Origin of the sequence: Halosimplex halobium (assembly GCF_051414055.1) — an archaeon.
GTDB lineage: Archaea > Halobacteriota > Halobacteria > Halobacteriales > Haloarculaceae > Halosimplex > Halosimplex halobium.
Map to the genome: position 1 here is coordinate 104,547 of NZ_JBLKNX010000007.1, position 24,000 is coordinate 128,546.

A 24,000-nucleotide genomic window follows, 5' to 3' on the forward strand; every position below is an offset into this window, starting at 1 on the left:
TTGCCGATGCGGAATTCAAGGAGGAGGGGTCTACGGACGGTTGAAGCTGGAGATGACCGCCCGCTGGCGCTCGGTCGCCGGCGAACGGATGGGCGAAGACTGACCGGCACTCAGGGCGGGTTCTCCGCCTCGTTGATCCCGTCTAGACTTCCGCGTTCGTACGCGTCTCGCCACAGTTGCACGACTGCACGGGTGACCAGCGATACTTCCGAGACGGAGATACAGGACGGTTCGACCGGTCGGCTCGCTGCGTCCGGCGGCGGGTGGAAGTGTCGGTTCGGCGCGTCCGGTTTCGGGTGGCAGTCGAAGCGGAGATCCCGATCCAGATCGTCCGTGTAATGAACGGCGTAGTTGCCGGTGACGCTCCAGCGGACGTCGAGCCGGGCACTCGAGGCGTCCCCGATACCGTCGGCGAGTTCGACGGCGAGCGTCCCCGGGTTCAGCGGGTCGTCCAGCGCGGCGGTCTCGACGAGCGGTTCGCGGTCGACGAACAGGTCACGGATTTCGCGGAGCGCCCCCGCGTCGATCGGACCGAACCTTTCGTCTCTGTCTTCGTCGGTCGAGGACGCTGATTCGTCCTCTCTCATGTGATGGCCGACGTATCCTCGTCGTCGTCCCCGTCTCGGCCGGCGAGGTGTCCCGCGCGCTGGGCGTCGGCGATCGCCAGCGCCGCCTGCGCGAGCGCGAGGTTGCGACGGGTAGTCTGCCACTCCGTGAGTACGGACCCGTGTTCGCTGTCTGCGTCGGCCACGTCCAGCTCGCGGGCGAACTCCTCTGGCGAGTCGACGCCGTACTCCTCGCGCCACTCCCGGATCGTCGCCTTCATGTCGGCGATCCCGGCGCTGATCTCCTCCGTCGACCGGTCCTGCAGGAGCGACTGGGCGTGTTCAGTCACGATGGCTGTCTCCGACCGCCGGTACAGCGTCGTCCCGCCGTCTTCCGCCGTTGCGACCTCGCCCGCGTCGGCCAGCGTCCGCAGGTGCTTGCGCGCGGTCGTCGGTGACGTGCGGGCGCGCTCGGCGATTTCGTCGGCGGATTCGCCGTCGTACGTCCGCCGAACGACCTCGTAGACCCGCTCGAACGGCGTCGTCTCGTCGACCCACTCCTCCTCGACGATCTCGTTCACGTCCCGGCTGTCGCCGTCTCTGTCCCCCCGTGGTTGACCCGGTGGTTCGTCTTCAGTCATCTACTTCACTGTTGTTCGCACAAATATAAGAATTCGTGGATCAGTATACTGGTCTTATCTGTCGTCAGGATCGCACTGCGACCCTGAGTTCGACGTAGTCGAGGGACCCCGCAAGCTCACGATAGATGCCCCCCGCGGACGCACGGTCGCAGGTAACACTAGAGGAGCAGTATCGACTACCAAGAGCGGCAATAGTATTTTGTGTGTCCGTCTGGCGCACATCTGTATGTCGAACACCGATTCGGACGGGAACGAGCCCAAAATCGACCGGATCAACCTCCAGATCTCGCGTTCATTTCTCGATGTGGTCGACGAGACGTGGCGGGAGCATGGATTCAACAACCGAAGCGAATTCATCCGATACGCACTGCGTGATTCGGTGAACCATCCAGAAGGCGCTGGCGTCTGGAAGGATCTGGCGATCAGTGAAGCACAGTTCCACGAGTGCGAGGGGATTTCGAGCGACGAGATGCGGGAGAAGTACGGGACAGACGCCAGGTGACGACTGAACAGGTCGGTCACGGGAATTCGGGCGCGGGGATCGGTCGATTCTGAAGGAGACGACCGCACCAGACCACGCGCGTCAGATCCGTCGCCCAGAAAGTTGAAAGTGGCAGGCGACGACGAACACGTATGAGCATCGATACGGCGGTGGTCCTCGCGGCGGGTGAGGGGACGCGGCTGCGGCCGCTGACTCGCAACCGGCCCAAGCCGATGTTGCCGGCGGCCAACCGGCCGATCCTGGAGTACGTCTTCGACGCCTTGGTCGCGGCGGACGTGCGGCAGATCGTGGTCGTGGTGGGGTACAAGCGCGGGCGGGTGCAGGACCACTTCGGGCCGACCTACGACGGGGTCGACCTGGAGTACGTCACCCAGCGCAAACAGCTCGGCAGCGGGCACGCCCTCCTCCAGGCCCGCGAGGCCGTCGACGGGCCGGCGCTGGTCGTCAACGGCGACCGCGTCATCGACGCCAACATCGTCCGCGACGTGGTCCGGGAGTTCGAGGACAGCGGCGAGCCCTCGATGGCCGTCCTCGAACGGCCCGAGACCAGCCAGTACGGCGCGGTCGTCCTCCACGAGGGCGACGTGGCCGAACTCGTCGAGAAACCCGACACCGACGAGTACCGACTGATCAACGCCGGCGTCTACGCGTTCGAATCGTCCGTGTTCGACGCGATCGACGCGACCGACCGCTCGGACGGCGAACTCGCGCTGACCGACACCATCGGGCGGCTGATGGACGACGGCCGGGTTCGCGGGGTGCGGACCGAGGGGATGTGGGTCGACGCGACCTACCCCTGGGACCTGCTGGCGGTGGCCGACGAGGTGCTCGCCCGGGGCCACGTCGACGAGCCCGCGCGAAGCGAGCGCGACGCGGACGTGTGGGTCGACCCCGCGGCGACCGTCCACGACGCCGCAGTCCTGCAGGGGCCGGTCGTGGTCGGTCCGGACTGCGAGGTCGGCCCCGGTGCCGTGGTCGGCCCCGGCGCGGCGCTGGGCCAGAACGTGACTGTGGGCGCGAACGCGACCGTCCGGAGTTCCGTCCTCGACACGGACACGCGCGTCGAGTCGGGGTCGACGCTCATCGACGCCGTCACCGGCCAGGACGTGACCCTCGGCGCGGGGACGGTCGTCCCGGGCGGCCCCGCCGACGTGCGCGTCGGGCGCGAGGTGTTCGAAGACCAGCGGCTGGGCGCCGTCGTCGCAGACCGCGTGACCGCCGAGGGCGACGCGAGCTTCGCCCCGGGGACGCTCGTCGGCCCCGACGCGCACATCGGGACGAGCGTCCGCGCGGGCGGGACGATCGCCGGCGGTGCGGAGGTGGTTCGATGAACGGACGCGGTGGACCTGCGATGGACGGACGTGAAACCGAACGAAACGAGGTGACTGGCTAATGTGTGGTATCATCGGGTGTGTGGGCCGGGAGGACGAGACGCTCGACGTGCTCGTCCACGGCCTCTCGAAACTGGAGTACCGCGGCTACGACTCGGCGGGCGTCGCTCTCTCGGGCGAGCGCGTCGACGTGTGCAAGAAATCCGGGAAGATCGAGGACCTGAAGGGTGCGCTCGAATCCCGCTCGATCGGCGGCGCGGCCGGCATCGGCCATACCCGCTGGTCGACTCACGGCCCGCCGACCGACGCCAACGCCCACCCGCACCTCGACTGCTCGGGCGACGTGGCCGTCGTCCACAACGGGATCATCGAGAACTACCAGTCGCTCCGGGACGAACTCGTCGCGGCCGGCCACACGTTCAAGAGCGACACCGACACCGAGGTCGTCCCCCACCTCGTCGAGGACGCGCTCGCCGACGGCGCCGACAACGAGGCGGCCGTCCGCGAGGCCATCTCGCGGCTGGATGGGAGCTACGCGGTTGCGGTCGTCGTCTCCGGCGACGACACCCTCTACGCGGCGCGCAACGACTCGCCGCTGGTGCTCGGGATCGACGATGCCGACGAGGACGCCGACCCGGCCTACTACCTCGCCAGCGACGTGCCCGCGTTCCGCGATTTCACCGACAGGGTGGTCTACCTCGCCGACGGCGAGTTCGCCACGCTCTCGGCGGACGGCTGGCGGGTGTCGGATGTCGACGGCAACACGGTCGACAAGGACGTCGACACCGTGGACTGGGACCCCGAGGAGACCGGCAAGAGCGGCTACGACCACTTCATGCTCAAGGAGATCCACGAGCAGCCCCGCGCCATCCGGCAGTGTCTCCGCGGGCGCGTCGACGAGATGGCCGCGACGGTCGACATCGGCGACCTGGGCGACCTGTCGCCGACCGGCGTCCAGTTCGTCGCCTGTGGGACATCTTACCACGCCGCGCTCTACGGTGCGCAGTTGCTGCAAAACGCCGGGATCCCGGCACAGGCGTTCCTCGCCAGCGAGTACGCCACGTCGCCGCCGCCCATCGGCGACGCGCTGGTGGTGGGTGTGACCCAGAGCGGCGAGACCGCTGACACGCTCTCGGCGCTCCGGGAGGCCCGCAAGCGGGGCGCCCGGACGCTCGCGGTGACGAACACGGTCGGGTCGACGGTGGCGCGCGAGTGCGACCACGCGCTGTACATCCGGGCCGGACCGGAGATCGGTGTGGCCGCGTCGAAGACCTTCGCGTCGCAGTTGGCCGCGCTGAACCTGTTCACGCTCGGGACGACCCGCGTCGACGGGACGCGCGACATCATCGGCGCGCTGCGGGATCTTCCGAGTAATATTCAGGCGATCCTCGACGATTCACAGGCGGAGGCCGTCGCGGAGACGTACGTCGACAGCGACGCCTACTTCTTCATCGGCCGCGGCCTGCAGTACCCCGTCGCGCTGGAGGGCGCGCTGAAGATGAAGGAGATCACCTACAAGCACGCCGAGGGCTTCGCTGCGGGCGAGCTGAAGCACGGTCCGCTTGCTTTGGTTACGGAGGATACGCCCGTGTTCGCTGTTGTGACCGGTGACGGCGAGATGGCCCGCAAGACCATCGGGAACGTCAAGGAAGTCGAGGCTCGCGACGCGCCCGTGGTGGCGGTTACGGACGGGCAGTCCGACGTGGAGCGGTATGCGGACCACGTGCTGGAGGTGCCCGAGACGCACCCCCAGGCTGCGGCTGTGCTGGCGAACGTGCAGTTGCAGCTGGTGTCCTACTACGTGGCGGACGAGCTGGGGCGGTCGATCGACAAGCCGCGGAACCTGGCAAAGAGCGTGACGGTAGAGTAGGGATCCGATACCGGCGACGATAATTCGACCGTACGCATTTTATACCGGCGTCTGCGATACCGCTGTAGGAGCCCAGCGGGCACGGCTCGTTAGCGCGACCAATGAGCGACGAAATCACCCTCGAAGAGAAAGCACGGGCGCTTGCTAGAGTCGCTCGATATCGGCCACTGTTCACAGTCGGAATTGTCGCGTTCAGCGTATTCGCCGCGCTGTTCGAAGGTATCGGTCTGAGCTTTCTGTTACCGATAATCGAACTGGCTCGCGGGAGCGGAGACCCGAGCGGATACATGGAGTTGTTCGTCGCTGGCTACGAGACAGTCGGCATCCCGTTCACACTCGAGTATGTGGTTGTGGGCGTCGCAGCGGTGATGACTGTTCGGTACTCCTCGAGCTTCCTCGTTGCGTGGCTGAAGGCCGCGCTGAGAGAGACATACGTCCGTCATCTTCGGGTCGAGTCGTTCGATCACGCACTGGATGCCGAAGTCGCATACTTCGACGACGAGGGATCGGATGATATTCTCAACGCGATCGTTACCCAGTCCACTTACGCGGGTCGAACGATACAACGAGTCGTTAATCTGGTCCAACAGGGATTCCTGACGGCGATGTACGGTATCGTCGCACTGGTGATGGCGCCCCGACTGACCGTCGTATCGGTTGTCGTCCTCGGTGGACTTGCCGTGGTCTTTCGGACGGTTCTAGAGTCTGGCTATTCAGTTGGCGACCGCGTCGCGGAGGCCAACGAATCCATTCAGACGGCCGCTCAGGCCGGAACACAGGGGATTCGGGACGTGAAGCTGTTTGGATTGAAAACCGAGCTGTTTGACCGGTTCCGGACCGCGACCGATCGGCTCGTTCAGGCTCGAGTCAAACTTCGCCGGAATGAGGCGGCACTGGACAACTTCTATCAGTTGGCGACAGCGGTCGTCGTCTTCCTCCTGATCTACGTCGCGCTCCGGATAGCGAATCTCTCGCTCGCGAGCCTCGGCGTGTTCCTGTTCGCGATGTTTCGACTCGCGCCGCGCGCGAGTACGCTGAACAACTATTTCTACCAACTCGAAAGCGACCTCCCACATCTCGTTCGGACGCAGGAATTCATTGACGAACTCGCGACCCGTGCCGAACCATCGACGGGAGTCGAAGCAGTTCCCGACCGGATCGACCGAGTTGCCTTCGAGGATGTCTCGTTCAGTTATGACGGTGAGGAACTGACGGTTCGGGATTTGTCATTCGCGGTGGACCGCGACGAGTTCGTCGCGTTCGTAGGGCCCTCCGGTGCCGGGAAATCGACTATCGTCTCGCTGTTGGCGCGACTGTACGAACCTGACGAGGGAACGATTACGGCCGGCGGGACGCCAATAGACGACTTCGACCTGCGCGAGTGGCGTGAGAACGTCGCTGTGGTTCGACAGCAGCCGTTCGTGTTCAACGAAACGCTCCGATACAACGTGACTCTCGGGAACAGAGACGCATCCCGAACGGAAGTTGAACGGGCTTGCGAAATAGCCCAAGTAACCGAGTTTCTCGGGGAGTTGCCGAACGGATACGACACCGTCCTCGGTGACGACGGCGTTCGGCTGTCGGGCGGCCAGCGTCAGCGGATAGCCATCGCCCGCGCACTACTGAAAGACGCGGACCTGCTCGTGTTGGATGAGGCGACGAGCGACCTCGATACCGCACTGGAGGAACGCGTCCACGATGGCATCGAGTCGATGGACCGGGACTGCCTGATGTTCGTCGTCGCGCATCGGCTCTCTACTGTTCGGAACGCCGACCGGATCTACGCGATGGACAACGGCGAGATTGTCGAGACCGGTCCTCACGCAGAACTGATCGAAGACAACGGGACGTACGCAGACCTCTATCAGCGGCAACTGGAGCAGCCATGACCACCACTCCGACAGATTGATACCACAGATGGGACACCCCAGGACAATGATCGACGGTCGAAACGTGCTACTAACAGGCGGCGCCGGCTCCGTGGGGCGGATACTGATCCCCCGATTGCTCGACCAAGACCCGGAGGTGTTGCGGATTTTCGACAACAACGAACCGGGACTCGCGTCACTCAAGTCCGAGTTTGGTGACAACCAACGATGTCGGTTCCTTTCGGGCGATATTCGGGACAAAGATCGTCTGGAACGGGCGATGGAAGGAATCGATGTCGTCATCCACACGGCGGCGATGAAGCACGTCGATGTCTGTGAGTACAACCCCTTCGAGGCCGTCAAGACGAACACGCTGGGACTGCAGAACGTCGTCGACACCGCGATCGATGCGACGGTTCAGCGCGTCGTCTTCACCAGCAGCGACAAGGCGGTCAACCCCGCGAACACGATGGGAACGACGAAACTGCTCGGCGAGCGATTGATCACGGCCGGGAACAAACATCGCGGTCGCTCTGACCTCAGGCTCGCATCAGTCCGGTTCGGGAACGTCCTCAACTCCTCGCACTCGGTCGTGCCGCTGTTCGAACGCCAGATCCGCGACGGGGGGCCGGTAGAGTTGACGGACCGGCGGATGACCCGGTTTTTCCTGACACACGACGCCCTCTTCGAACTGGTTACGGGCGCGCTCGAACTGACGAATGGCGGTGAGGTGTTCCTCGCGAAGATGCCTGCGATCCGTATCGAAGACCTCGCGACCGCGATGATCGAGACTGTGGCCCCAGAGTACGGTCACGACCCGAACGACATCGATGTCGAGATCGTGGGAAAGCGACCTGGAGAAACGTTCCACGAGGAGATCATGACTCGGAGGGAGACCGACCGTGTCATCGAGAATGAGGATCTGTATGCGATCCCCCCGGAAAGTGGTGGCTATTTCTCCTACGAGGAGATTGAATCGTTCGAACCGGCGAACGACGTAGTCCGGTCTTCCGCGGACGCGGAGACGCTCTCGAAGGACGAAATCGTCGACCTGCTCGAAGCGAACGGAGGTGTCACGGCATGAGCGAAGTGCTCGTGACCGGGGGTGCAGGATTTATCGGCCGCTGGGTCGTCGCCGAGCTCCTCAACCGCGGATACGATGTCCACGTGCTCGACGACCTCTCGAACGGGTCGCGGCGGAACGTCGCGGCCTTCGAATCCAACGATGGGTTCCAGCTGACTGAAGGGAGTGTCCACGACGCCGATGTCGTGGCGGACTGTTTCCACGACGATCTCGACGCCTGCCTCCATCTTGCCGCGGAAATCGACGTACAGGAGAGTCTCGACGACCCCGAATCGCACTACGAGGCGAACGTCGCCGGCACGCAGAACGTACTAGAGTCCTGCCGGCGATGGGATACGCGACTCGCGCTCGTCGGGACCTGTATGGTGTACGATGTCGCGAGCGCAGTCGACGACGCGGACGGGATCGACGAGTCTCACCCCGTCAAACCGGCGTCCCCGTACGCGGCGACGAAACTCGCTGCCGAGAACCTGGCCGAGGGGTACTATCATGGCTACGACCTCCCGGTGGTGACACTCCGCCCGTTCAATACGTACGGCCCCTTCCAGCAGACGGGGATGGCCGGCGGTGTCGTCTCCATCTTCACCGACCGCGACCTGCGAGGTGAGCCGCTGAAGATCTTCGGCGATGGTACCCAGACACGTGACCTCCTGTACGCGACCGACTGCGCCCGATTTGTCGTCGAAGGCGCCTTCCACGACGACGCCGTCGGCGAGGTGATCAACGCCGGAACCGGCGAGGATGTCTCGATCAACGAACTCGCGGAACTGATCGCGAGCGACGGGACCGAGATACGCCACGTCGAACACCACCACCCGCAGAGCGAAGTACAGAAGCTCCGGTGTGATCCGACCAAAGCTCGAGACTTGCTCGGATGGGAACCGGAAGTGAGTCTGGAGGAAGGTGTCGACCGCTTGCGAACGTGGCTGCGCGAGAACGACGCGAACGGAGGGAGTGAGTGACTGGTATGGACGAGCGCATTCCCGCTCACTACGGTGGCGACCCGATCCGGGACGCAGTGCTTGGGTACGGTGGACAGAGCATCGGCGACGAGGAGAAACAGCGGGTTCTAGATGTCCTGGACGGTGACTACATCACCCGCGGACCAACGGTCGACGAGTTCGAGGACCGCGTCGCCGATTTTCTGAACGTTGAGCACGCCATCGCGACGACCTCCGGGACGACGGCGCTCCACCTTGCGGGAGAGGGAGCGGGCTTCGGCCCGGGTGACGAGGTGATCACGACACCGCTGACGTTCGTCTCGACGGCTCACGCAGCGACGTACGCGGGTGCTGATCCCGTGTTCGCCGACATCGATCCTCACCGGCGAGCGTTGGACCCCGATGCAGTACGCGAACAGATCACCGACGACACTGTGGGGTTGGTCCCGATGCACTACGCGGGCCATCCAGCCGATATCGAGGGTCTGCTTGACGTCGCAGACGAGTACGACCTGACCGTGCTCTGGGACGCCTGCCATGGGTTCGGTGGGACTTGGCGGGGTGAACCGCTCGGGTCCCAGCGGGACCTGGCGACGTTCAGTTTCCACCCGGTGAAGAACATCACGACCGGCGAGGGCGGCATGGTCGTCACCGACAACGACGACATCGCAGAGCGCGCACGCCGCTTGCGTTCGTTCGATATGAACTACGACCCGCCGGAACACGCGGACGAGCCCTGGTATCAGGTTGCCGAGGGCGTCGGCTACAACTACAACGTCACCGACATCCAGGCGGCGCTCGGACTTGAACAGCTGGAGCGCCTTGAGGAGTTCAAAGAACGGCGCGACGAGATCATCGCTCGGTACGACGAGGCCTTCGCGGACGTTTCGGGGATCCGGACACCGCCCGACCCCGAGGAGTCCGACCCCATGTATCACCTCTACGCGGTCGAGATTCGTGACGAGTTTGGGTGTGACCGCGGTGAGTTCGTCAACGCGATGCACGACGAGAACGTTGGGGTGCAGGTCCACTATGTTCCGCTGCACTACCATCCGCTGTTTCAGGAGGAATACGGGTGCGAGCGGGGAGACTTTCCGAATACTGAGCGCGTCTACGAAGGGCTGGTGAGTCTACCGCTGTTCCCAGGGATGGACGACAGCGACGTGGCGGACGTTATCCAGGCGGTCGAGCGACTGCACCGGTACCACGCGGAGTAAGTAACTTCACGTCGCCGGTCGTCTCTCGGTGGTATGGACGTTTTCGAGATCGGGGACCGACCGGTCGGTCCAGGAGAACCGACGTTCGTAATCGCCGAGGCCGGTTCGAACCACAACGGAGACTTGGAGATCGCGAAAGAACTGATCGACGTGGCCGCCGACGCGGGAGCCGACGCGGTGAAGTTCCAGACATTCAGGGCAGAGGACCTGTACGTCGAGGACAGCGGTGAAGTAGAATACCTCGATGACGACCGGTCGATCTACGAGATCATCGAGTCCATGGAGATGCCGTACGAGTGGATTCCGGAACTGTACGAGTACTGTCGCGAACAGGGCGTCTATTTCATGTCGACGCCGTTCGACGAGCGCTCGGCCGACGAACTCGCCGAGTACGTCCCGGCCTGGAAAGTAGCGTCGTACACGAGCAGCCACCACCCGTTTCTGCGTCATCTCGCCGGGACCGACAAGCCGGTCATCATGTCCACCGGGGCGCACGAGATGGAAGAGATCGCGGAGTCGGTAGCGGTGTTACAGGACGCGGGCGTTAAGGACCTCGCGTTGCTCCAGTGTGTTGCCGCCTACCCGACACCACTGGAAGACATCAACGTCAGCGTCGTCGAAACCCTGCGTGAGGAGTTTGGTGTCCAGAGCGGGCTATCGGACCACACACTCGATCCGGTGACTGCGCCTTCAGCTGCGGTGGCACTGGGCGCGTCGGTCGTGGAGAAACACTTCACCTTGGACAATTCGATGGAGGGACCAGATCACGAGTTCGCACTCGAACCTGACGAATTATCACGGATGGTCGAAGCGATCCGAAAGACGGAATCGGCACTCGGATCCCGAGACAAGCGAGTGCTTGATGTCGAGGAAGAACTCTTCGAGAAGGCGCGGCGTAGTATCCACGCGACAACGAATATCGAAGCAGGACAGGAGTTCACTGAAGAGAACGTAAGCGTTCTCCGGCCCGGGGAGCGTCAGTCTGGTCTTCATCCGAAGTTCTACCAAGAGATACTCGGGACGACGGCGACGAATGACCTGAGCGCAGGCTCAGGTATCCAGTGGGACGATGTCGACCAGTGATCATTCCCGTTTGATATCGATCTCGACGTAGTACGTTTCCCCGTTGACTTCGATTTTCGCGTTATCGTATGGTGGGAAGGTCAAGGCACGGAGTCGGTCCAAGAAGTCCTTCACTCTGACAGTCTCGTCGGGCTCGAGTCGACAGAGTGTGTCGAACTCCGATGTCTGGTGAGATGTTCCCTCACTAAGGTCCTGTTCGCTCGGGGTGATATCACCGCCCACCACGCGAGGCCAAACCTCTTGGAACAAATTCACCTGTGCGTCTTCGAGTCGTTCATAGAGGTCTTTACCCGTATCGGAAAAATCGTTTTGAACCTCACGACGGGCTATGATATCACCGGTGTCAACCCCAGGATCCATATAGTGAAGCGTCACGCCAGCGGGCGTCCCCTCGACGATACTCCAGACGTTGGGATTGGCTCCTCGGTTGTACGGGAGGTATGCGGGATGGAGGTTGAGACACCCCTCAGTCGGCACGTTCAGAATCTCCTCGGGGACGATGTGGCGATAGCCACAGGAGACGACATAATCCGGTTTGACTTCCGGGATCACCGAAAGCTGATCCTCGGTCGTTAGAAGCGAGCGAACGAATACATCATCTCGCTCACAGAGCCACTCGTAGACGCGCATTCCGGCGTCGTTCACACCGAGAAAGATGACTTCGAGGTCGGAATTCATGTATCCGTGTTCTCCCCGGCGAGTGATAGTAGTTCCCTGAGGACTCGGCGTGTGCCGTGACCGTCTACCAGATTCCGGCCGATCTGTCGGCGGGACTGTCGGAGTTCCGGATCGTTCAGATACTCGTTTACTGCCGTCTGAAACTCGGTCTCGCCACCGTCAGGCTCAACGACTGTCGCCGCGTCCCTCTCGCGGAGGGCAGTTGCTATCGGCTGCTGATTGTCTACGACGGGACAACTCACGATCGGCGTTCCGAGAGCCAGAAGTTCGTATGTAGTGGTACTTGCTGTACTGACCGCGAGATCCGCTTCAAACATTCGCTTCGGAAAGTCGTCGGGATCACGGTCCACTCTGACATCAGTTGACACTGTTGAGGCAGCGTCACGGATGTCCTGTTCCTGTTCCTCGGAACAGCCTGGACCGACAATAGCGTCCACGTGGAGGTCGAACCCGTTGACGGCCCGTATTACCGTCGGGGTCAACCTAGCGATGTCACTCCCGCCCATTGTTACGAGCATCTGCTTGGGAGGATCACGCCACGGTGGTTCATCGTCCGCGAGTACTGCGATTGCACGACGTAAAAGGAGATATTCGGGGCCGAGACACCACTGTGGTTGGTCGTCGATGTATTCGTAATCCAACGAGGGGGCGTAGAGGTTGCCGTTGACGAGCACGTCGGAACAGATAGTGTGTCGGGCATCGTCTTGGATTACGAGGTGTGGATATCGCTCCATGACGGCCCGCTGGTAGTCCGTATCGATCGGATAAGCGTCAGTGACGACTGCGTCGGGGTTACTCTCAGATAACCTGTCGAGGAAAGTCTCCGGATCACCTCGTGACGAGACTTCTACGACAGAGCAGGCTTCTGGATAAACCTCCTGCGCGTTCTGTGGTGTGGTCGTCGCGATCGTCACCACGTGATCGGTATTAAGGAGCGCCTCAACGAGTGCCGACGTGCGGACGAGGTGTCCGTAGCCGATTTCGGGGCCACCGTCGGCGCGGACCGCAACATGCATTATAATCGCTCGATAGAATTAGTGAGTTCCCCAACACTCTCGATGTAGCACGTCACCGAACTCGCGTCGTCAAGATACTTCGTCGGGTTCCCTGGGTCGCCCAGTGCGACGACATCGTTTTCTTGAAGTTTCACGACGCTACTAGCGAACGATACCATTTCCGGGATCGAGAACGCCATCAGTTCGGTAGTTCCTTCGACGGCAGTTTCGCCGTCAACCTCGACCCAGACGTCGAGATCGTCGTAGTGGTGTTTCCGCCTACGCGGTTGATATTCTGAAAGGATCGGAGAAAACGTCGGGAGAAGTTTGTAACCAACACCAGTGATCATACCGTGATCGGGGTCAGACCAGCCAGGCCAGTCTCCTGAAGCTGTGACATCGTTTGAGATGGTGAATCCTTTAATCCCGTCCCAGGCTTCTTCTTCATCGGCTTCCCAGAGATCAGAACCAATTACTGCAGTCAGTTCTGACCCCGGTTTCACTTTCTCGACTCGTGACGGGATCTGGATCGACTCCTCTTCCCCGATGATTCCTTCTTTCGGAACCACCCAGAGATCAGGCCATCGGTACTGTCTATCTTTTTCGTCCTGATGTGAGTGGAATGTCCCCCCGAGAGCGACAAACTTTCCGATATCTTCGAGTTCCATAGGACTTGTTTCACCTGGTATCGATTTTAATGTAGTGACTACTCTGATCGGTTTTGATGATCCAGACACCACTTCGCGACTTTCATCGGATCTCCCCCCACACTCTCGATAGCATCGATCAGCATCCAGTAATCGGACGGAGTGTCAACGGCTAAGTGTGCCTCGGACAGGCCCGTCCACTTCTCTGGAACGTCGAACGATACGTTCCAGTTCTCCGGATTCTGTCGTAATCTCGATGTGGGGTGTTCATCACCGAGAGCGGCGAGTTCATTGAGCACGTCGACTTCGACGACATCCACGACTATACCGTCTGGAATGCTGTCGTCTGCATTTGTCGTATAGACTGCATCGTTCGCGTGATGCGCCTGTACCAATCGAACGATTTCGTCTGTAGGGACGAACGGACAGTCTCCAGTGACTCGAACCTGAAAGTCCGGATCGAAGGCTTTAGCTACGTTCCGATGCCTGTCGAGAAGATCATCCTCTGGACCGACAACGTACTCGTAGTTATTTCTTTGACACAATTCAGTAAGTGCATCGTTTTCCGGTTCGTCACCGATTGCCAATACGACCTGTTCAACCACAGAATTCGTGTCGCACTGGTTCATCACTCGCTCTATAACCCGGTTTTCCTTGATAGGTAACAGTACCTTCCCGGGGAGTCGTGTTGAACCCATCCGAGCCTGGATGCTGACAATACCTGTTCGACCCACCATTGGCGAGTCAATGTCACTATGCATATTCAATGTTTCTACCTCAGAACAAGTTGAATGTTAGAAGGGAAGCACGAAACATAAATATCTCTCACCACCAGAACAACGTACATCACGGATCGTCGATTAATATGGGTAGTTTACATTCAAATATAGTATGAGAAAGATAGTAATACCTATTGAAATTAAAGCCCGAGAACTTGTCGCTAAGGTATGGCTTGCCGCTAATCTTGCGGATCGAGGATATCAGATCGCATTAGGAAATTCAAATAGTGTGTACAATTCTTTCGATATTCTTAAACCGGATATATATTTTTCATTAAGCGCGGTTAATCACAAGAGACGACACAACCGGATCTCAACTCTCGACAGATGCGGTACTCAAATTGCGGTCTTGGATACGGAAGGAAGTGCATTCCCAGGATTCGAAAGATACAGACAGAGAGTTGATCCAGCAATTCTATCGATGGTCGATTATTATTTTGCGTGGGGGCAAAAAGCTAAAGAAGCAGCTATCAGGCGGACAGATTCAGGTTTTAGCAAAAATGTAACTGTTTCTGGGAATCCACGTTTTGACCTCTTGCAACCCGAGTTACGAGATGTCTATCATGACGAAGCAAATAGCATCGCCAGCAAGTACGGAGACTACATATTATTCAACACGAACTTTGGAGTAAACTATGCAGAGGGAGATGCATTGGCTGATTATATTAACGAATCAAATCGAGATCTGTATCAAAAACAAACCCGTTTGATCGGTGAATTCATCAGTCTGATTGTTGCGATGAGCAAATCATCATTAAGTCAGGATATCGTTGTACGTCCCCATCCATCCGAAGATCTTAGATTGTACGAACAACTATTCCTCCCGTTCGAGAACATCTCGGTAGTCCGAGACGGAGATGTCAGACCATGGATAGTGGCTTCTGACGCCGTGATACACAGCAGTTGTACTACAGCTGTTGCATCGGCGTTGCTCAATAAACCTGTCTTTGCCTACACGCCACATGGACTTTCCCCACACGAGTCTCCGATCCCGAATGTCGTGAGTGAAAAGTATGAGGACCCAGATGCTCTGATCGAACGATTGCACAGTGTTGAATCTGGAGAGCGTTACGAGATCGACGCCGATCAGAAAAATAAACTCAAGCATCACATCGCTAACATCGACTTTTACTCCGTTGATAGGATTGCCAACACTCTCGATATTGATGAAAATGCAACGGCAAGTGGGTTCGATTCAGAATTCGAACCGACCACCAAAACAAAACTTCGACGAAGAGCGCTCCAGACCGTTGGTCAGGGCTTTTTGGAAAAGTATTATTACAAATGGCGACGTGACGACGAGAACGGATACAAATTCGATTCACTAACGCTAACAGAGATACGAACGATCCTTGATCGATTCCCCGACGGTATGGTTCCAGATAATATCGAAGTGAAATCCGAAAAAAGGGTTCTGGATGTATTTTGGCTGCAGACTAGCGGATAAAATATCTAAAAGAGATCGTGTGTTGGTCAGAACTTTGCCCGACCAGAAATTCACTCGAACACAACCGATTCGGTCCACCTTCGAGTCGTACTTGGAGGGCTCTAGATGACACAGATTGACGCAAGTGCACCTCGATCCCTGAAATCACGATTGATGGCACCGGAAGTGAAAGCCCGTCCCTCAAAAACCTACTTTCAATCGCTTCTATCTGAGGACATTAAGCGTTTCAGTTCTTGCGATACCGCGGCAGACATTGCATCGAACGCTCACCAAAATGCAAGATATTTCAACAGTCAGGTCTACTACGGTGTCGACATCGACAGAGAGGCACTACATACCGGGGTGGCGAGCCACAGCCCGGAGACAAACACCGATTACGTCGAGGGACCGATTTCATCTACATCCATTGACCAACAGGTATCCGCCGATGACCCGTATTACGTCTCGATAGAAGGTGACCTTCGCGAGCAGTTGTTCCCCGCATCAAGCCTTGACCTCATTGTCTCATCACACACCATGCATCACATCGACCCAGAATACCACTATCCCATCATCGAGTTATTCTGCTCGTATCTCCGTTCTAATGGAAATCTTTTGTTACAGTTCTCGAACAAAGAGTGGTACACCAACCGGATCCGGGACAAACTAGAACGAGAGTTCAGGAGGGTAGAGACGATCGAATACAAAACGATCATATCGGACTGGTACGAACGCATGGTAGACGATGAGGAAACGGGCGTTGTGTTCCCTGATCTCGTCGGATTGAACCGCTACAAGTACGCTGTCATGGCTACTACTTCTATCGCTCTCTCGAAGTTGGAGTCTCTCCCCTTTCTGCGTGGTAGATACGTGTACGTGCGGGCACTCGATAAAATTAAGTAACGACAGACTTCCTACTGACAGAACTGTCTCGAGGCTATAGATATCCCATCTCTTTGATGTTCTCTAGTACTTCTTCGGAGACCGCACGTTGCTCGCCTGGTGAAACCGGTCGTAATGCGTTTTTGTGTCTCGATAGTTCCTTCCGAAGTTCCTCCGGACGTGGACCGATCGATTCGTAGCGGTCTGATCTTGGATACCAGACGAGTTTACGATCTTCTTCTTTCCAGACGAGGTGTTGCTCACGCTCTAGACGGTCATCCAGTCTGCCTTCAAAATCTGGTGGAAGGCTCTCACACATGTCGGTCCACATTGATTCCGGTGCTGAGTAATAGACGAACGCGGAGTCCCGAGTCATGTCAGAATAGAGACTCTGACTTCGAGTGTCGGGGGGGTCACAACCGGCCGCGTCGAGCACCGTCGGATACAAATCATTCAGTTGTACGATCTCATTCCTGTCTTCATTGGTGAGTTCCCCACTTGGGTCACGTACGAGTAGTGGAACTCTCACGACACCGTCGGTGACAGTAAAATTGTGCCCAAAGATCCCATCGGTGCCGAACGAATCGCCATGGTCGCCGAAGACTACCAGAAGTGTGTCATCAAGTAAACTATCTTCCTGCAGTGTCTCTACTACCTCACCGATCAGTTGGTCAGCTTCGTAGATGCAACCGCGATATAAGTCTTTGAAATGTTCTATGTCTGCGTCTGAGATCGGGGACAGTCCAAGGAATCTGTTCAGACGGCTATCATAGAGTTCCCGCTGGGTCTGATGTATTCGGTAGAGGCCGTGTGTAGTGAAATCGCCGAATCGTCGGTAGGCAGTAATGTGGGGGTGATACGGATAATGGACGCCCTGTAAGTGAACAAAGTAGCAGAATGGCTCGCTTTGCTTAGAAAGACTCTCAATAACGCGATCGATCGTGAACCGATCTTCGTTCTCAACACGAAACGTCGCTTCATGCAGCTTTCGCCAGCCACGCCGAACGAGACCTGTCAGTCCCTTTGAAATTGGCCCATATTTTGGTGTGTGCACGTGGTCGAAGCCCCGAAGGATATCTCCTTGTTCCAGCCACCCATTGTGTCCAAATGACCGGACTGAGTATCCTCGCTGACCCAACAGCTCGGCGAAGGTCGGATGGTCTCCGAGTTGAACACCTTCATCGTTGATCTGGTGCTCTTCCGGATAGAGCCCAGTAAACACCGACGCATGAACCGGTAACGTCCACGTTGATGGCGAGACCGTATTATGGTAAAGTGTACTTTCATCCGCGAGAGATTCAAGAAATGGCGTCGTAGTCAGAGACTGATTGAGGAACGAACAGAAATCCGCACGAAGACTGTCGACCGAGATACACAGAATATTTGGAGCAGACATGTACTTTCCAGAAGAGTGAACAGAGGTATATAGGTGCTGGATCGAACAGATCACAAGGATGCCCACTGTGCTAATCACTGTCGATGCGCTCCGGGCAGACCACCTCGCACAATACGGCTATTACCGGAATACCATGCCCGTTTTAGACGATATTGCGGATGACGCTCTACGATACACCAATGCGTATGCAAATGGGCCACACACAGCCCGGTCGCTGCCATCACTTCTCACCTCGAAACGATTGTTTTCGACAGAGCTCACTAACGGCCCCACGATCGCAACGGTACTCCAAGACGGTGGTATCACGACAGCTGCATTACACTCGAACACAGCGATATCGACACGATATGACCAGATTGATGGATTTGACACCTACGAAGACTATAGCACAGCGCTGGACGATTCCAGCGAAAATACTGTTCCCAAGAAGAGACGACAAAAATTGTACAACCGACTCGTCTCAGTTGTCGCTCCTCGAATCCCAGAGTCATCGGGTATCCATAGCTTAGCGAGTTTCGTCCACGGTTCGATGTCGTCGTCTGAGTCGATGCATGACTTCAGCGTATACGTTGGCGCGGAAGAGTTGACGACCGACGCGATCGAATGGGTTCGTCAACATGCCGGGACGGAATTTTTTCTTTGGATGCACTATATGGACCCCCATCGACCGTATGGTCTTCATCCCCCAGAACCGGAATACGTCGAAAAAAAGCCATCAACAGACCGGTTGCGTCGCTTGATGGCAAAAGTTGGGGAGAACACTTCTGACGTGACAGACGAAGAGTGGAAATACCTCGTTGACCTCTACGACTCCGAACTTCGTTACACAGGCAAGCAGATCGACCGCTTCTTTCGGTTATTACGTGACGAGGGAATTTGGGAGGAAACGAACCTGATTCTGACGGCAGACCACGGAGAAGAGTTCTACGATCACGGGGAAGCGTTTCACCGGAACCTCCCTTACGAGGAACTGATCCACGTCCCGCTGTTCGTCCGAACTACAGACGGTAGATCCGGAACACGGGAAAGTCTCAGAGAGCTAATCGATATCGGACCTACAGTACTAGAGTTCCATGATGAACACGAATCGAGTTTCGAGGGTCGATCACTGTTTGACGGCCCCGACCGTGATGTTGTGTCTGTCGGCTCAATTCGCGAAAACGACAAAGCCGCGGCCGCCAGGCAAGGGGATCACAAACTCATTCAGATGTGGTCGAATGGCGATGGGAAAGCCAACGAGTACTACGACTTATCGACGGATCCAGCGGAAAGAGAACCCCTGGCTGATACGTCAGTGATAGACGCGAGCAAACTGGAAACAGTCATCCACGAGGTTGTTCAGGACGCTGACCTCGACTACTCGGTTCCAATCGAATCCGAAGCGGCACGTCGGCGACTACGTGACCTCGGATACGTAGAATAGTCACTCAGAGAGCATCGATGAACGACACGATATTTTTTGCTCGCTGAGTCCACGTATACTGTGTAACGTTACGTTGGACACTCTCCGCGAGTGAACGATACAGGTCGTCGTCACTGAGTACTAACCTGATCGCATCAGCCAGCGCTACTGAATCGCCAGGCGGCACAAGTAGCGCGTTCTCGCCGTTGGTGAGCACTTCACCGAGGACATTGAGATCACTTGCGACAATCGGTCGTCCGGCAGCCATGTATTCGAACAGTTTCAGTGGGGATAGAAAGTCCCGCGCATCCGACGTGTACGGTGCAATGAGGATATCCGCGGCTGTCTGATATAGCGGAATTTTCGCCGGTTCAACAAACCCTGTGAATACGACGTTAGCCGCTCCGTTAGCGATACTTTCAAGTCGTTCAATGTCTTCTTGATATCCTCCGACAATATAGACTGTTGCATCAATATCGGGGGCGGCACGAATGAGTTCTTCAACACCTTTGCCCCGATATAGATGTCCAGTGTACATCACAACTTGTTCATGTTGCGACATACCGATTTCGCGTCTCGCAGCAGCTTTACTCAACGACTCATAAGGACTGAGATCAACTCCATCTGGCGCGACTAGACACTTTTGATCCGGTATCCCGTACAGATCCTGATCACGCTGTTTCAGTGCATCAGTTATACAAACAAGACCGTCAAGATCTCCGAAGAATCGTTGTTTGAAATGTGCGGAGATATCATGATGGTGCTCAAAGATGAGGGTTGGACGTTTCGATTTTGGCAAAAGTTCTTTAATTTCATTAATAAAGAACATACCATAGTAGTTTCGCCCATAAACCGTGTCTGTTCCGTCAATATCGCCAAGTAACAAGCGATAGATGCCCCAAGCGGTCATTGAACCCATCATTGAGAGTGGTCCTATTTGTGGAACTTCCGAGAAACGATTCTGAAGAGACGGAATAGTGATAATATCAAATGGTTCGGAAAGACCGTAATATGGCGCTATATCATCCCACGTTACTTGGTTCTGCAACTGACCATGGCTTGGATGAACGAAAGCCACATCAACACCGCACTTTGAGAAAGATTGACACATGTGCATCTGTTGGATCATATGGGCTCTCTTCCCTGGAATATCCGCGTTTGAAAGATAATATAACAAATCAGTTGTAGATTAGATGGAGGGCGATAATAAATGTAGTGCTAACCGTCTCTAAGACCCATAGCCTGTTTGCGTAGCAAGTACCCCTGAAAAATTAATTGTTGGTTGTGTTTTTAGTATTGTATTAATTAATAAGTTCATTTTACTAGGTCAGTTCATATGAGTGAAAATAAATTTTTGGCCGAGAAGAATCTCGATAGAGTTGCAACGTATCAATCTATCCCGGACGTGCCACTGTCGACCAAAGCGTTTCATGACTTAGTACATGATAACAGAATTGTTGAGATCCCGTGTCGCTGCGGGCGATCGGTTACTCGATGTCGGGACCAAGCACGGGCGGACGGTGACTGGACTCCCGTGCGATGTCTACGGGATCGATATCGAACTCGACCCGCAGGTCGACGACGTCCAGTTCGCATTGGCCGATGGCTGTCGACTCCCATTCGCTTCGGACACGTTCGATTACGTGGTCTGTACGCAGGTATTAGAACACCTTCCCGACAAACGAGCTCTCGTCAGAGAGATGAGCCGGGTCCTCCGACCGGACGGGACGCTGTACGTGAATTTCCCGAATCGCCTGTTTCCGGACCGCCCGCACAGTCCGCCAGGGTGGTACTCGTATCTGCCCCGGAGCGTCGCACTCGCTCTCGCGCCGGCTCTACTCGACAGGGAGACTGCTCGATACTACGAACGGAGCGTTTTCAATCTCTCACCGATCCGAGCCAGACGATTGCTTCACGAGAGTTTCGAGAACGTCGAGTATGCCACGTTCCGACACAAGCGCCAACATAGGGCTGTATTCACGGGCGAGAAGTCAGTCGAAGGCTACGAGACGAGTCCGTCGGGTCGGATAGTCGGGAGAGCAGCCCCGATCCTCGAGTTGCTGGCCCGTGTCCCGGTGTTTGGCTGGATCCTAGAACTCGTCTACCCCCACGCAGAGTACACGTGTCGGGAGCCGCGTCGGTCGTAACTGGCCAGCGAGGATCTGTCGTGGCCACAGAATCTGGGTCGAGGACGGACCGGAGCCAGTACGTTGATACCTCCCTCACTAGATGCAAACGCACGGGTAGTCGTTCGAGTATCGAGTACGAAGGGAAACGGCGCCACAGGATCACCGACCGATGACACGGATCTGCTTCGTTTCGCTCGCTGCCTACGGGTACTTCGTCCCAGACACCGACACTTTCGGAGGGGGCGCACAGCGACAGCTTTCCCTCCTCGCTCGAGAGCTGACCGCTGACTTCGACGTCCACTTTGTCGTCGGCGACTACGGCCAGCCCGAGCGGGAAGTCCGCGACGGCGTCGTGTTACACCGATCGTATCGTCCCGACCCGGAGTCGGCGGCCCTCCGACAGCCGGTCGAACTCGCGAAACTGCTAGCTGCCATGCGCCGGGCGGACGCGGACATCTACGTCTACAGGGGTCGGCCGTGGAAAGCAACCCTCGTCTACCTGCTCGCTCGAGTGCTCCGGAAACGGATGGTGTACAACCTCGCGAACGACTCGAACGTGACTGATGGTCCGGACGCGCTCCCGTCACCGGCTCGCTGGCTCTTCGAACGAACGCTCAAGAAGTGTGATGGGATTATCGCCCAGACCGACCGACAGGCTACCTTCCTCGCCGAACGATTCGGCGTCGAATCGACGGTCGTCCCGAACGGTTATCCGCCGATCACCGACCGGGTTCCGCACGACGACCGCGAGTACTTCCTGTGGGTCGGTCGCCTCGACGGATCACAGAAACGACCGCACCTGTATCTCGACCTGGCCGAGCGTTTGCCCGATACGGAGTTCCGCATCGCCGGTCCCGACGGACTCGACGCCGACTACTCGAGGCGAGTTCGCCAGCGGGCCGCGGATCTGGAGAACGTGAACGATCTCGGCGTCGTCGACCCCGAGGAGATCCACCGGTACTTCCGGGACGCGATCGCGCTCGTGAACACGTCCGCCCACGAGGGGTTCCCGAACACCTTCCTCGAAGCGTGGCGGTTCGACACGCCCGTCGTCAGTCTCGACGTCGACCCGTCGCGGTTCGTCTCCCCGGACATCAACGGGTTCGCCCGCGGTGACCACGACCGGCTCGTCGGCTTCGTGGAGCGACTGCACGACGACGTGGCATTCCGACGGGAGCTGGGTCGAACGGCCGGGAAGTACGTCCGCGAGAACCTCTCGATCGAACGTGTCGCTGAACAGTACGCCCGTGTGATCCGTCGTGCCGCCGAGTCCTGACGGGAGCGGCCAACGGCAGAGGGCCGACGACTGATTGACTATGACTCCCCGGCCTGAGCCGAGATCACCGAAACCGGTGGATAATTCGGGTGGTTATATACTTTCGACGGACGAGAGTCCGCTGGATGGATGTCTGCTACCTGATCAACCAGCTCGCGCCGGGCGGTGCGCCCACGCTCTTGCTCGATATCGTGCGCACCATCGACGACCCGGACATCTCCTTCACCGTCTGCTATCTCGAAGGCGACGATACGCTCGTCACGGACCTGAAAGACGCTGGCGCGACAATCGTCGACTTGGAAGCGACGTTCAAGTTCGACCCGCGGGCGCTGTGGCGACTCCTCCGATTCCTCCGGAGCAACGACTTTGATATCCTGCACGCCCACCTTCCGTACTCCCAGACAGTCGGTCGGGTTGCGGCCCGCCTCTCGGGCATCGACGTAGTCGTCAGCACCCAGCACAACGTCCCCGAGAATTACCACCCGATCACCCGGTCGCTCGAACGGGCGACGCGGCCGCTCGACGACGCGACGGTCGCGGTCTCGACCGGGGTAGAGCGAGCGTTTCGCGATGCGGCGCACCGGTTCAACGGAGCACTCGACGACGGGTGGTGTACGATCTACAACGGCATCGATGTCGAGGCCTTCGGATCGGCAGTCGAAGCGGCGGATCCCGAATCGCTGACTGTCGACATCGACGACAACGCAACGGTCTATCTCAACATCTCGCGGTACGTTCCAGCGAAAGATCAGGAGACACTCGTGGACGCGATGGCTGCTGTCGTCGATCAGGAGCCAAACGCCCGGCTGTTCATCGTCGGCTGGGGGCCTCAAGAGGGTCAACTCCGTGATCGGGTTCGTCAGCGCGGGCTCGACGATGTCGTGACTGTTACCGGACGTGTCCCGTCGGTCCACGAATACTATGCGCTGGCCGACGTGTTCGTCTCCTCGTCAGTATTCGAGGGACTCCCGATCGCCCATCTTGAGGCGATGGCTGCGAGGCTTCCGGTGGTTGCGACGGACATTCCCGGCGTGGACGAGGTCGTCGTCGACGGGGAGACAGGACGACTTGTTCCACCCGAGGCCCCGGACGCACTCGCGTCGGCGATGTGTGAACTCGCGGACGCCGACCGCCAGGCGGCCTTCGGTCGTGCAGGTCACCAGCGGGTCAAAGACGAGTTCGACATCGAAACGACCATCGAAGCCCATCTTCAGCTCTACGAGTCGCTCTGTTCCAGGCAACGGAGCGTTCAGTGAGTAGAGGTCTCGTTTCCGGACCGAGCGTCGGTGCGGGCCAGAATCGTTTTGT

General features: G+C 58.0%; 22 protein-coding genes. 14 read left to right on the top strand and 8 right to left on the bottom strand.

The window, feature by feature from the left end:
• Positions 1-110 precede the first annotated feature (110 nt).
• Both ACMGFG_RS09075 and ACMGFG_RS09080 read right to left on the bottom strand, forming a co-directional pair.
• On the bottom strand, positions 111-587 hold the full coding sequence (locus ACMGFG_RS09075) for a toxin-antitoxin system TumE family protein (protein ID WP_436930021.1): 477 nt from the start codon (positions 585-587) through the stop codon (positions 111-113).
• On the bottom strand, positions 584-1,126 hold the full coding sequence (locus ACMGFG_RS09080; RefSeq protein ID WP_436930061.1) for a DUF7342 family protein: 543 nt from the start codon (positions 1,124-1,126) through the stop codon (positions 584-586). Before ACMGFG_RS09080 ends, ACMGFG_RS09075 begins: the two co-directional genes overlap by 4 nt.
• A 286-nt stretch (positions 1,127-1,412) precedes the next feature.
• Between ACMGFG_RS09080 and ACMGFG_RS09085 the strand changes: the two genes are divergently transcribed.
• The 8 genes from ACMGFG_RS09085 (at position 1,413) to ACMGFG_RS09120 (ending at position 11,082) form a co-directional block, all read left to right on the top strand.
• The gene (locus ACMGFG_RS09085) at positions 1,413-1,688 is read left to right on the top strand and encodes a ribbon-helix-helix domain-containing protein (protein WP_436930022.1); all 276 of its coding nucleotides are present in this window, start codon (positions 1,413-1,415) and stop codon (positions 1,686-1,688) included.
• A gap of 131 nt (positions 1,689-1,819) precedes the next feature.
• Positions 1,820-3,019, top strand: a complete 1,200-nt coding sequence (gene glmU, locus ACMGFG_RS09090) for a bifunctional sugar-1-phosphate nucleotidylyltransferase/acetyltransferase (protein ID WP_436930023.1) — start codon at positions 1,820-1,822, stop codon at positions 3,017-3,019.
• Positions 3,020-3,080: 61 nt separating this feature from the next.
• Positions 3,081-4,889: a glutamine--fructose-6-phosphate transaminase (isomerizing) gene (gene glmS / locus ACMGFG_RS09095; protein WP_436930024.1), complete on the top strand. Its 1,809-nt coding sequence runs from the start codon at positions 3,081-3,083 to the stop codon at positions 4,887-4,889.
• A 101-nt stretch (positions 4,890-4,990) separates the two neighbouring features.
• Positions 4,991-6,778 (top strand): ABC transporter ATP-binding protein, encoded by a 1,788-nt coding sequence (locus tag ACMGFG_RS09100; RefSeq protein WP_436930025.1) that lies wholly within the window; start codon positions 4,991-4,993, stop codon positions 6,776-6,778.
• Positions 6,779-6,824: 46 nt separating this feature from the next.
• Positions 6,825-7,841: an SDR family NAD(P)-dependent oxidoreductase gene (locus ACMGFG_RS09105; RefSeq protein ID WP_436930026.1), complete on the top strand. Its 1,017-nt coding sequence runs from the start codon at positions 6,825-6,827 to the stop codon at positions 7,839-7,841.
• Positions 7,838-8,803, top strand: a complete 966-nt coding sequence (locus tag ACMGFG_RS09110; RefSeq protein WP_436930027.1) for a dTDP-glucose 4,6-dehydratase — start codon at positions 7,838-7,840, stop codon at positions 8,801-8,803. Before ACMGFG_RS09105 ends, ACMGFG_RS09110 begins: the two co-directional genes overlap by 4 nt.
• Positions 8,804-8,808: 5 nt before the next feature.
• On the top strand, positions 8,809-9,999 hold the full coding sequence (locus ACMGFG_RS09115) for a DegT/DnrJ/EryC1/StrS family aminotransferase (protein WP_436930028.1): 1,191 nt from the start codon (positions 8,809-8,811) through the stop codon (positions 9,997-9,999).
• A gap of 33 nt (positions 10,000-10,032) precedes the next feature.
• On the top strand, positions 10,033-11,082 hold the full coding sequence (locus tag ACMGFG_RS09120) for an N-acetylneuraminate synthase family protein (RefSeq protein WP_436930029.1): 1,050 nt from the start codon (positions 10,033-10,035) through the stop codon (positions 11,080-11,082).
• On the opposite strand, the gene ACMGFG_RS09125 is transcribed toward ACMGFG_RS09120, so the two are convergent.
• Genes ACMGFG_RS09125 through ACMGFG_RS09140 form a run of 4 tightly spaced genes read right to left on the bottom strand, consistent with a single transcriptional unit; the run spans position 11,083 to position 14,139 of the window.
• Positions 11,083-11,760 (bottom strand): methionyl-tRNA formyltransferase, encoded by a 678-nt coding sequence (locus tag ACMGFG_RS09125; RefSeq protein WP_436930030.1) that lies wholly within the window; start codon positions 11,758-11,760, stop codon positions 11,083-11,085. It abuts the gene before it with no gap.
• Positions 11,757-12,776: a PseG/SpsG family protein gene (locus tag ACMGFG_RS09130; protein ID WP_436930031.1), complete on the bottom strand. Its 1,020-nt coding sequence runs from the start codon at positions 12,774-12,776 to the stop codon at positions 11,757-11,759. The genes ACMGFG_RS09125 and ACMGFG_RS09130 overlap by 4 nt, the downstream gene beginning before the upstream one ends.
• Positions 12,776-13,423, bottom strand: a complete 648-nt coding sequence (locus ACMGFG_RS09135; RefSeq protein WP_436930032.1) for a fumarylacetoacetate hydrolase family protein — start codon at positions 13,421-13,423, stop codon at positions 12,776-12,778. The genes ACMGFG_RS09130 and ACMGFG_RS09135 overlap by 1 nt, the downstream gene beginning before the upstream one ends.
• A 38-nt stretch (positions 13,424-13,461) precedes the next feature.
• Positions 13,462-14,139: a cytidylyltransferase domain-containing protein gene (locus tag ACMGFG_RS09140; protein ID WP_436930033.1), complete on the bottom strand. Its 678-nt coding sequence runs from the start codon at positions 14,137-14,139 to the stop codon at positions 13,462-13,464.
• 154 nt (positions 14,140-14,293) lie between these two features.
• Between ACMGFG_RS09140 and ACMGFG_RS09145 the strand changes: the two genes are divergently transcribed.
• Positions 14,294-15,628 carry a surface carbohydrate biosynthesis protein gene (locus ACMGFG_RS09145; RefSeq protein WP_436930034.1) on the top strand — a complete coding sequence of 445 codons (1,335 nt, stop codon included), beginning with the start codon at positions 14,294-14,296 and terminating at the stop codon, positions 15,626-15,628.
• Between the two features lie 105 nt (positions 15,629-15,733).
• Positions 15,734-16,510 carry a class I SAM-dependent methyltransferase gene (locus tag ACMGFG_RS09150; protein ID WP_436930035.1) on the top strand — a complete coding sequence of 259 codons (777 nt, stop codon included), beginning with the start codon at positions 15,734-15,736 and terminating at the stop codon, positions 16,508-16,510.
• A 34-nt stretch (positions 16,511-16,544) separates the two neighbouring features.
• Here the strand turns inward: ACMGFG_RS09150 and ACMGFG_RS09155 are convergent, their stop codons facing one another.
• Positions 16,545-17,885, bottom strand: a complete 1,341-nt coding sequence (locus ACMGFG_RS09155) for a sulfatase (protein WP_436930036.1) — start codon at positions 17,883-17,885, stop codon at positions 16,545-16,547.
• Positions 17,886-17,943: 58 nt separating this feature from the next.
• Between ACMGFG_RS09155 and ACMGFG_RS09160 the strand changes: the two genes are divergently transcribed.
• Positions 17,944-19,308, top strand: a complete 1,365-nt coding sequence (locus ACMGFG_RS09160) for a sulfatase (RefSeq protein ID WP_436930037.1) — start codon at positions 17,944-17,946, stop codon at positions 19,306-19,308.
• A gap of 4 nt (positions 19,309-19,312) precedes the next feature.
• Here the strand turns inward: ACMGFG_RS09160 and ACMGFG_RS09165 are convergent, their stop codons facing one another.
• On the bottom strand, positions 19,313-20,416 hold the full coding sequence (locus ACMGFG_RS09165; RefSeq protein WP_436930038.1) for a glycosyltransferase family 4 protein: 1,104 nt from the start codon (positions 20,414-20,416) through the stop codon (positions 19,313-19,315).
• 313 nt (positions 20,417-20,729) lie between these two features.
• On the opposite strand from ACMGFG_RS09165, the gene ACMGFG_RS09170 reads away from it, so the two are divergent.
• The 3 genes from ACMGFG_RS09170 to ACMGFG_RS09180 all read left to right on the top strand — a co-directional run bounded on the left by ACMGFG_RS09170 (position 20,730) and on the right by ACMGFG_RS09180 (position 23,948).
• Positions 20,730-21,434 carry a class I SAM-dependent methyltransferase gene (locus ACMGFG_RS09170; RefSeq protein ID WP_436930039.1) on the top strand — a complete coding sequence of 235 codons (705 nt, stop codon included), beginning with the start codon at positions 20,730-20,732 and terminating at the stop codon, positions 21,432-21,434.
• A gap of 151 nt (positions 21,435-21,585) precedes the next feature.
• A complete protein-coding gene (locus tag ACMGFG_RS09175) occupies positions 21,586-22,692 on the top strand; it encodes a glycosyltransferase family 4 protein (protein WP_436930040.1) in 1,107 nt (368 codons plus the stop codon).
• A gap of 125 nt (positions 22,693-22,817) precedes the next feature.
• On the top strand, positions 22,818-23,948 hold the full coding sequence (locus tag ACMGFG_RS09180) for a glycosyltransferase (protein WP_436930041.1): 1,131 nt from the start codon (positions 22,818-22,820) through the stop codon (positions 23,946-23,948).
• The last annotated feature ends 52 nt before the right edge of the window (positions 23,949-24,000 follow it).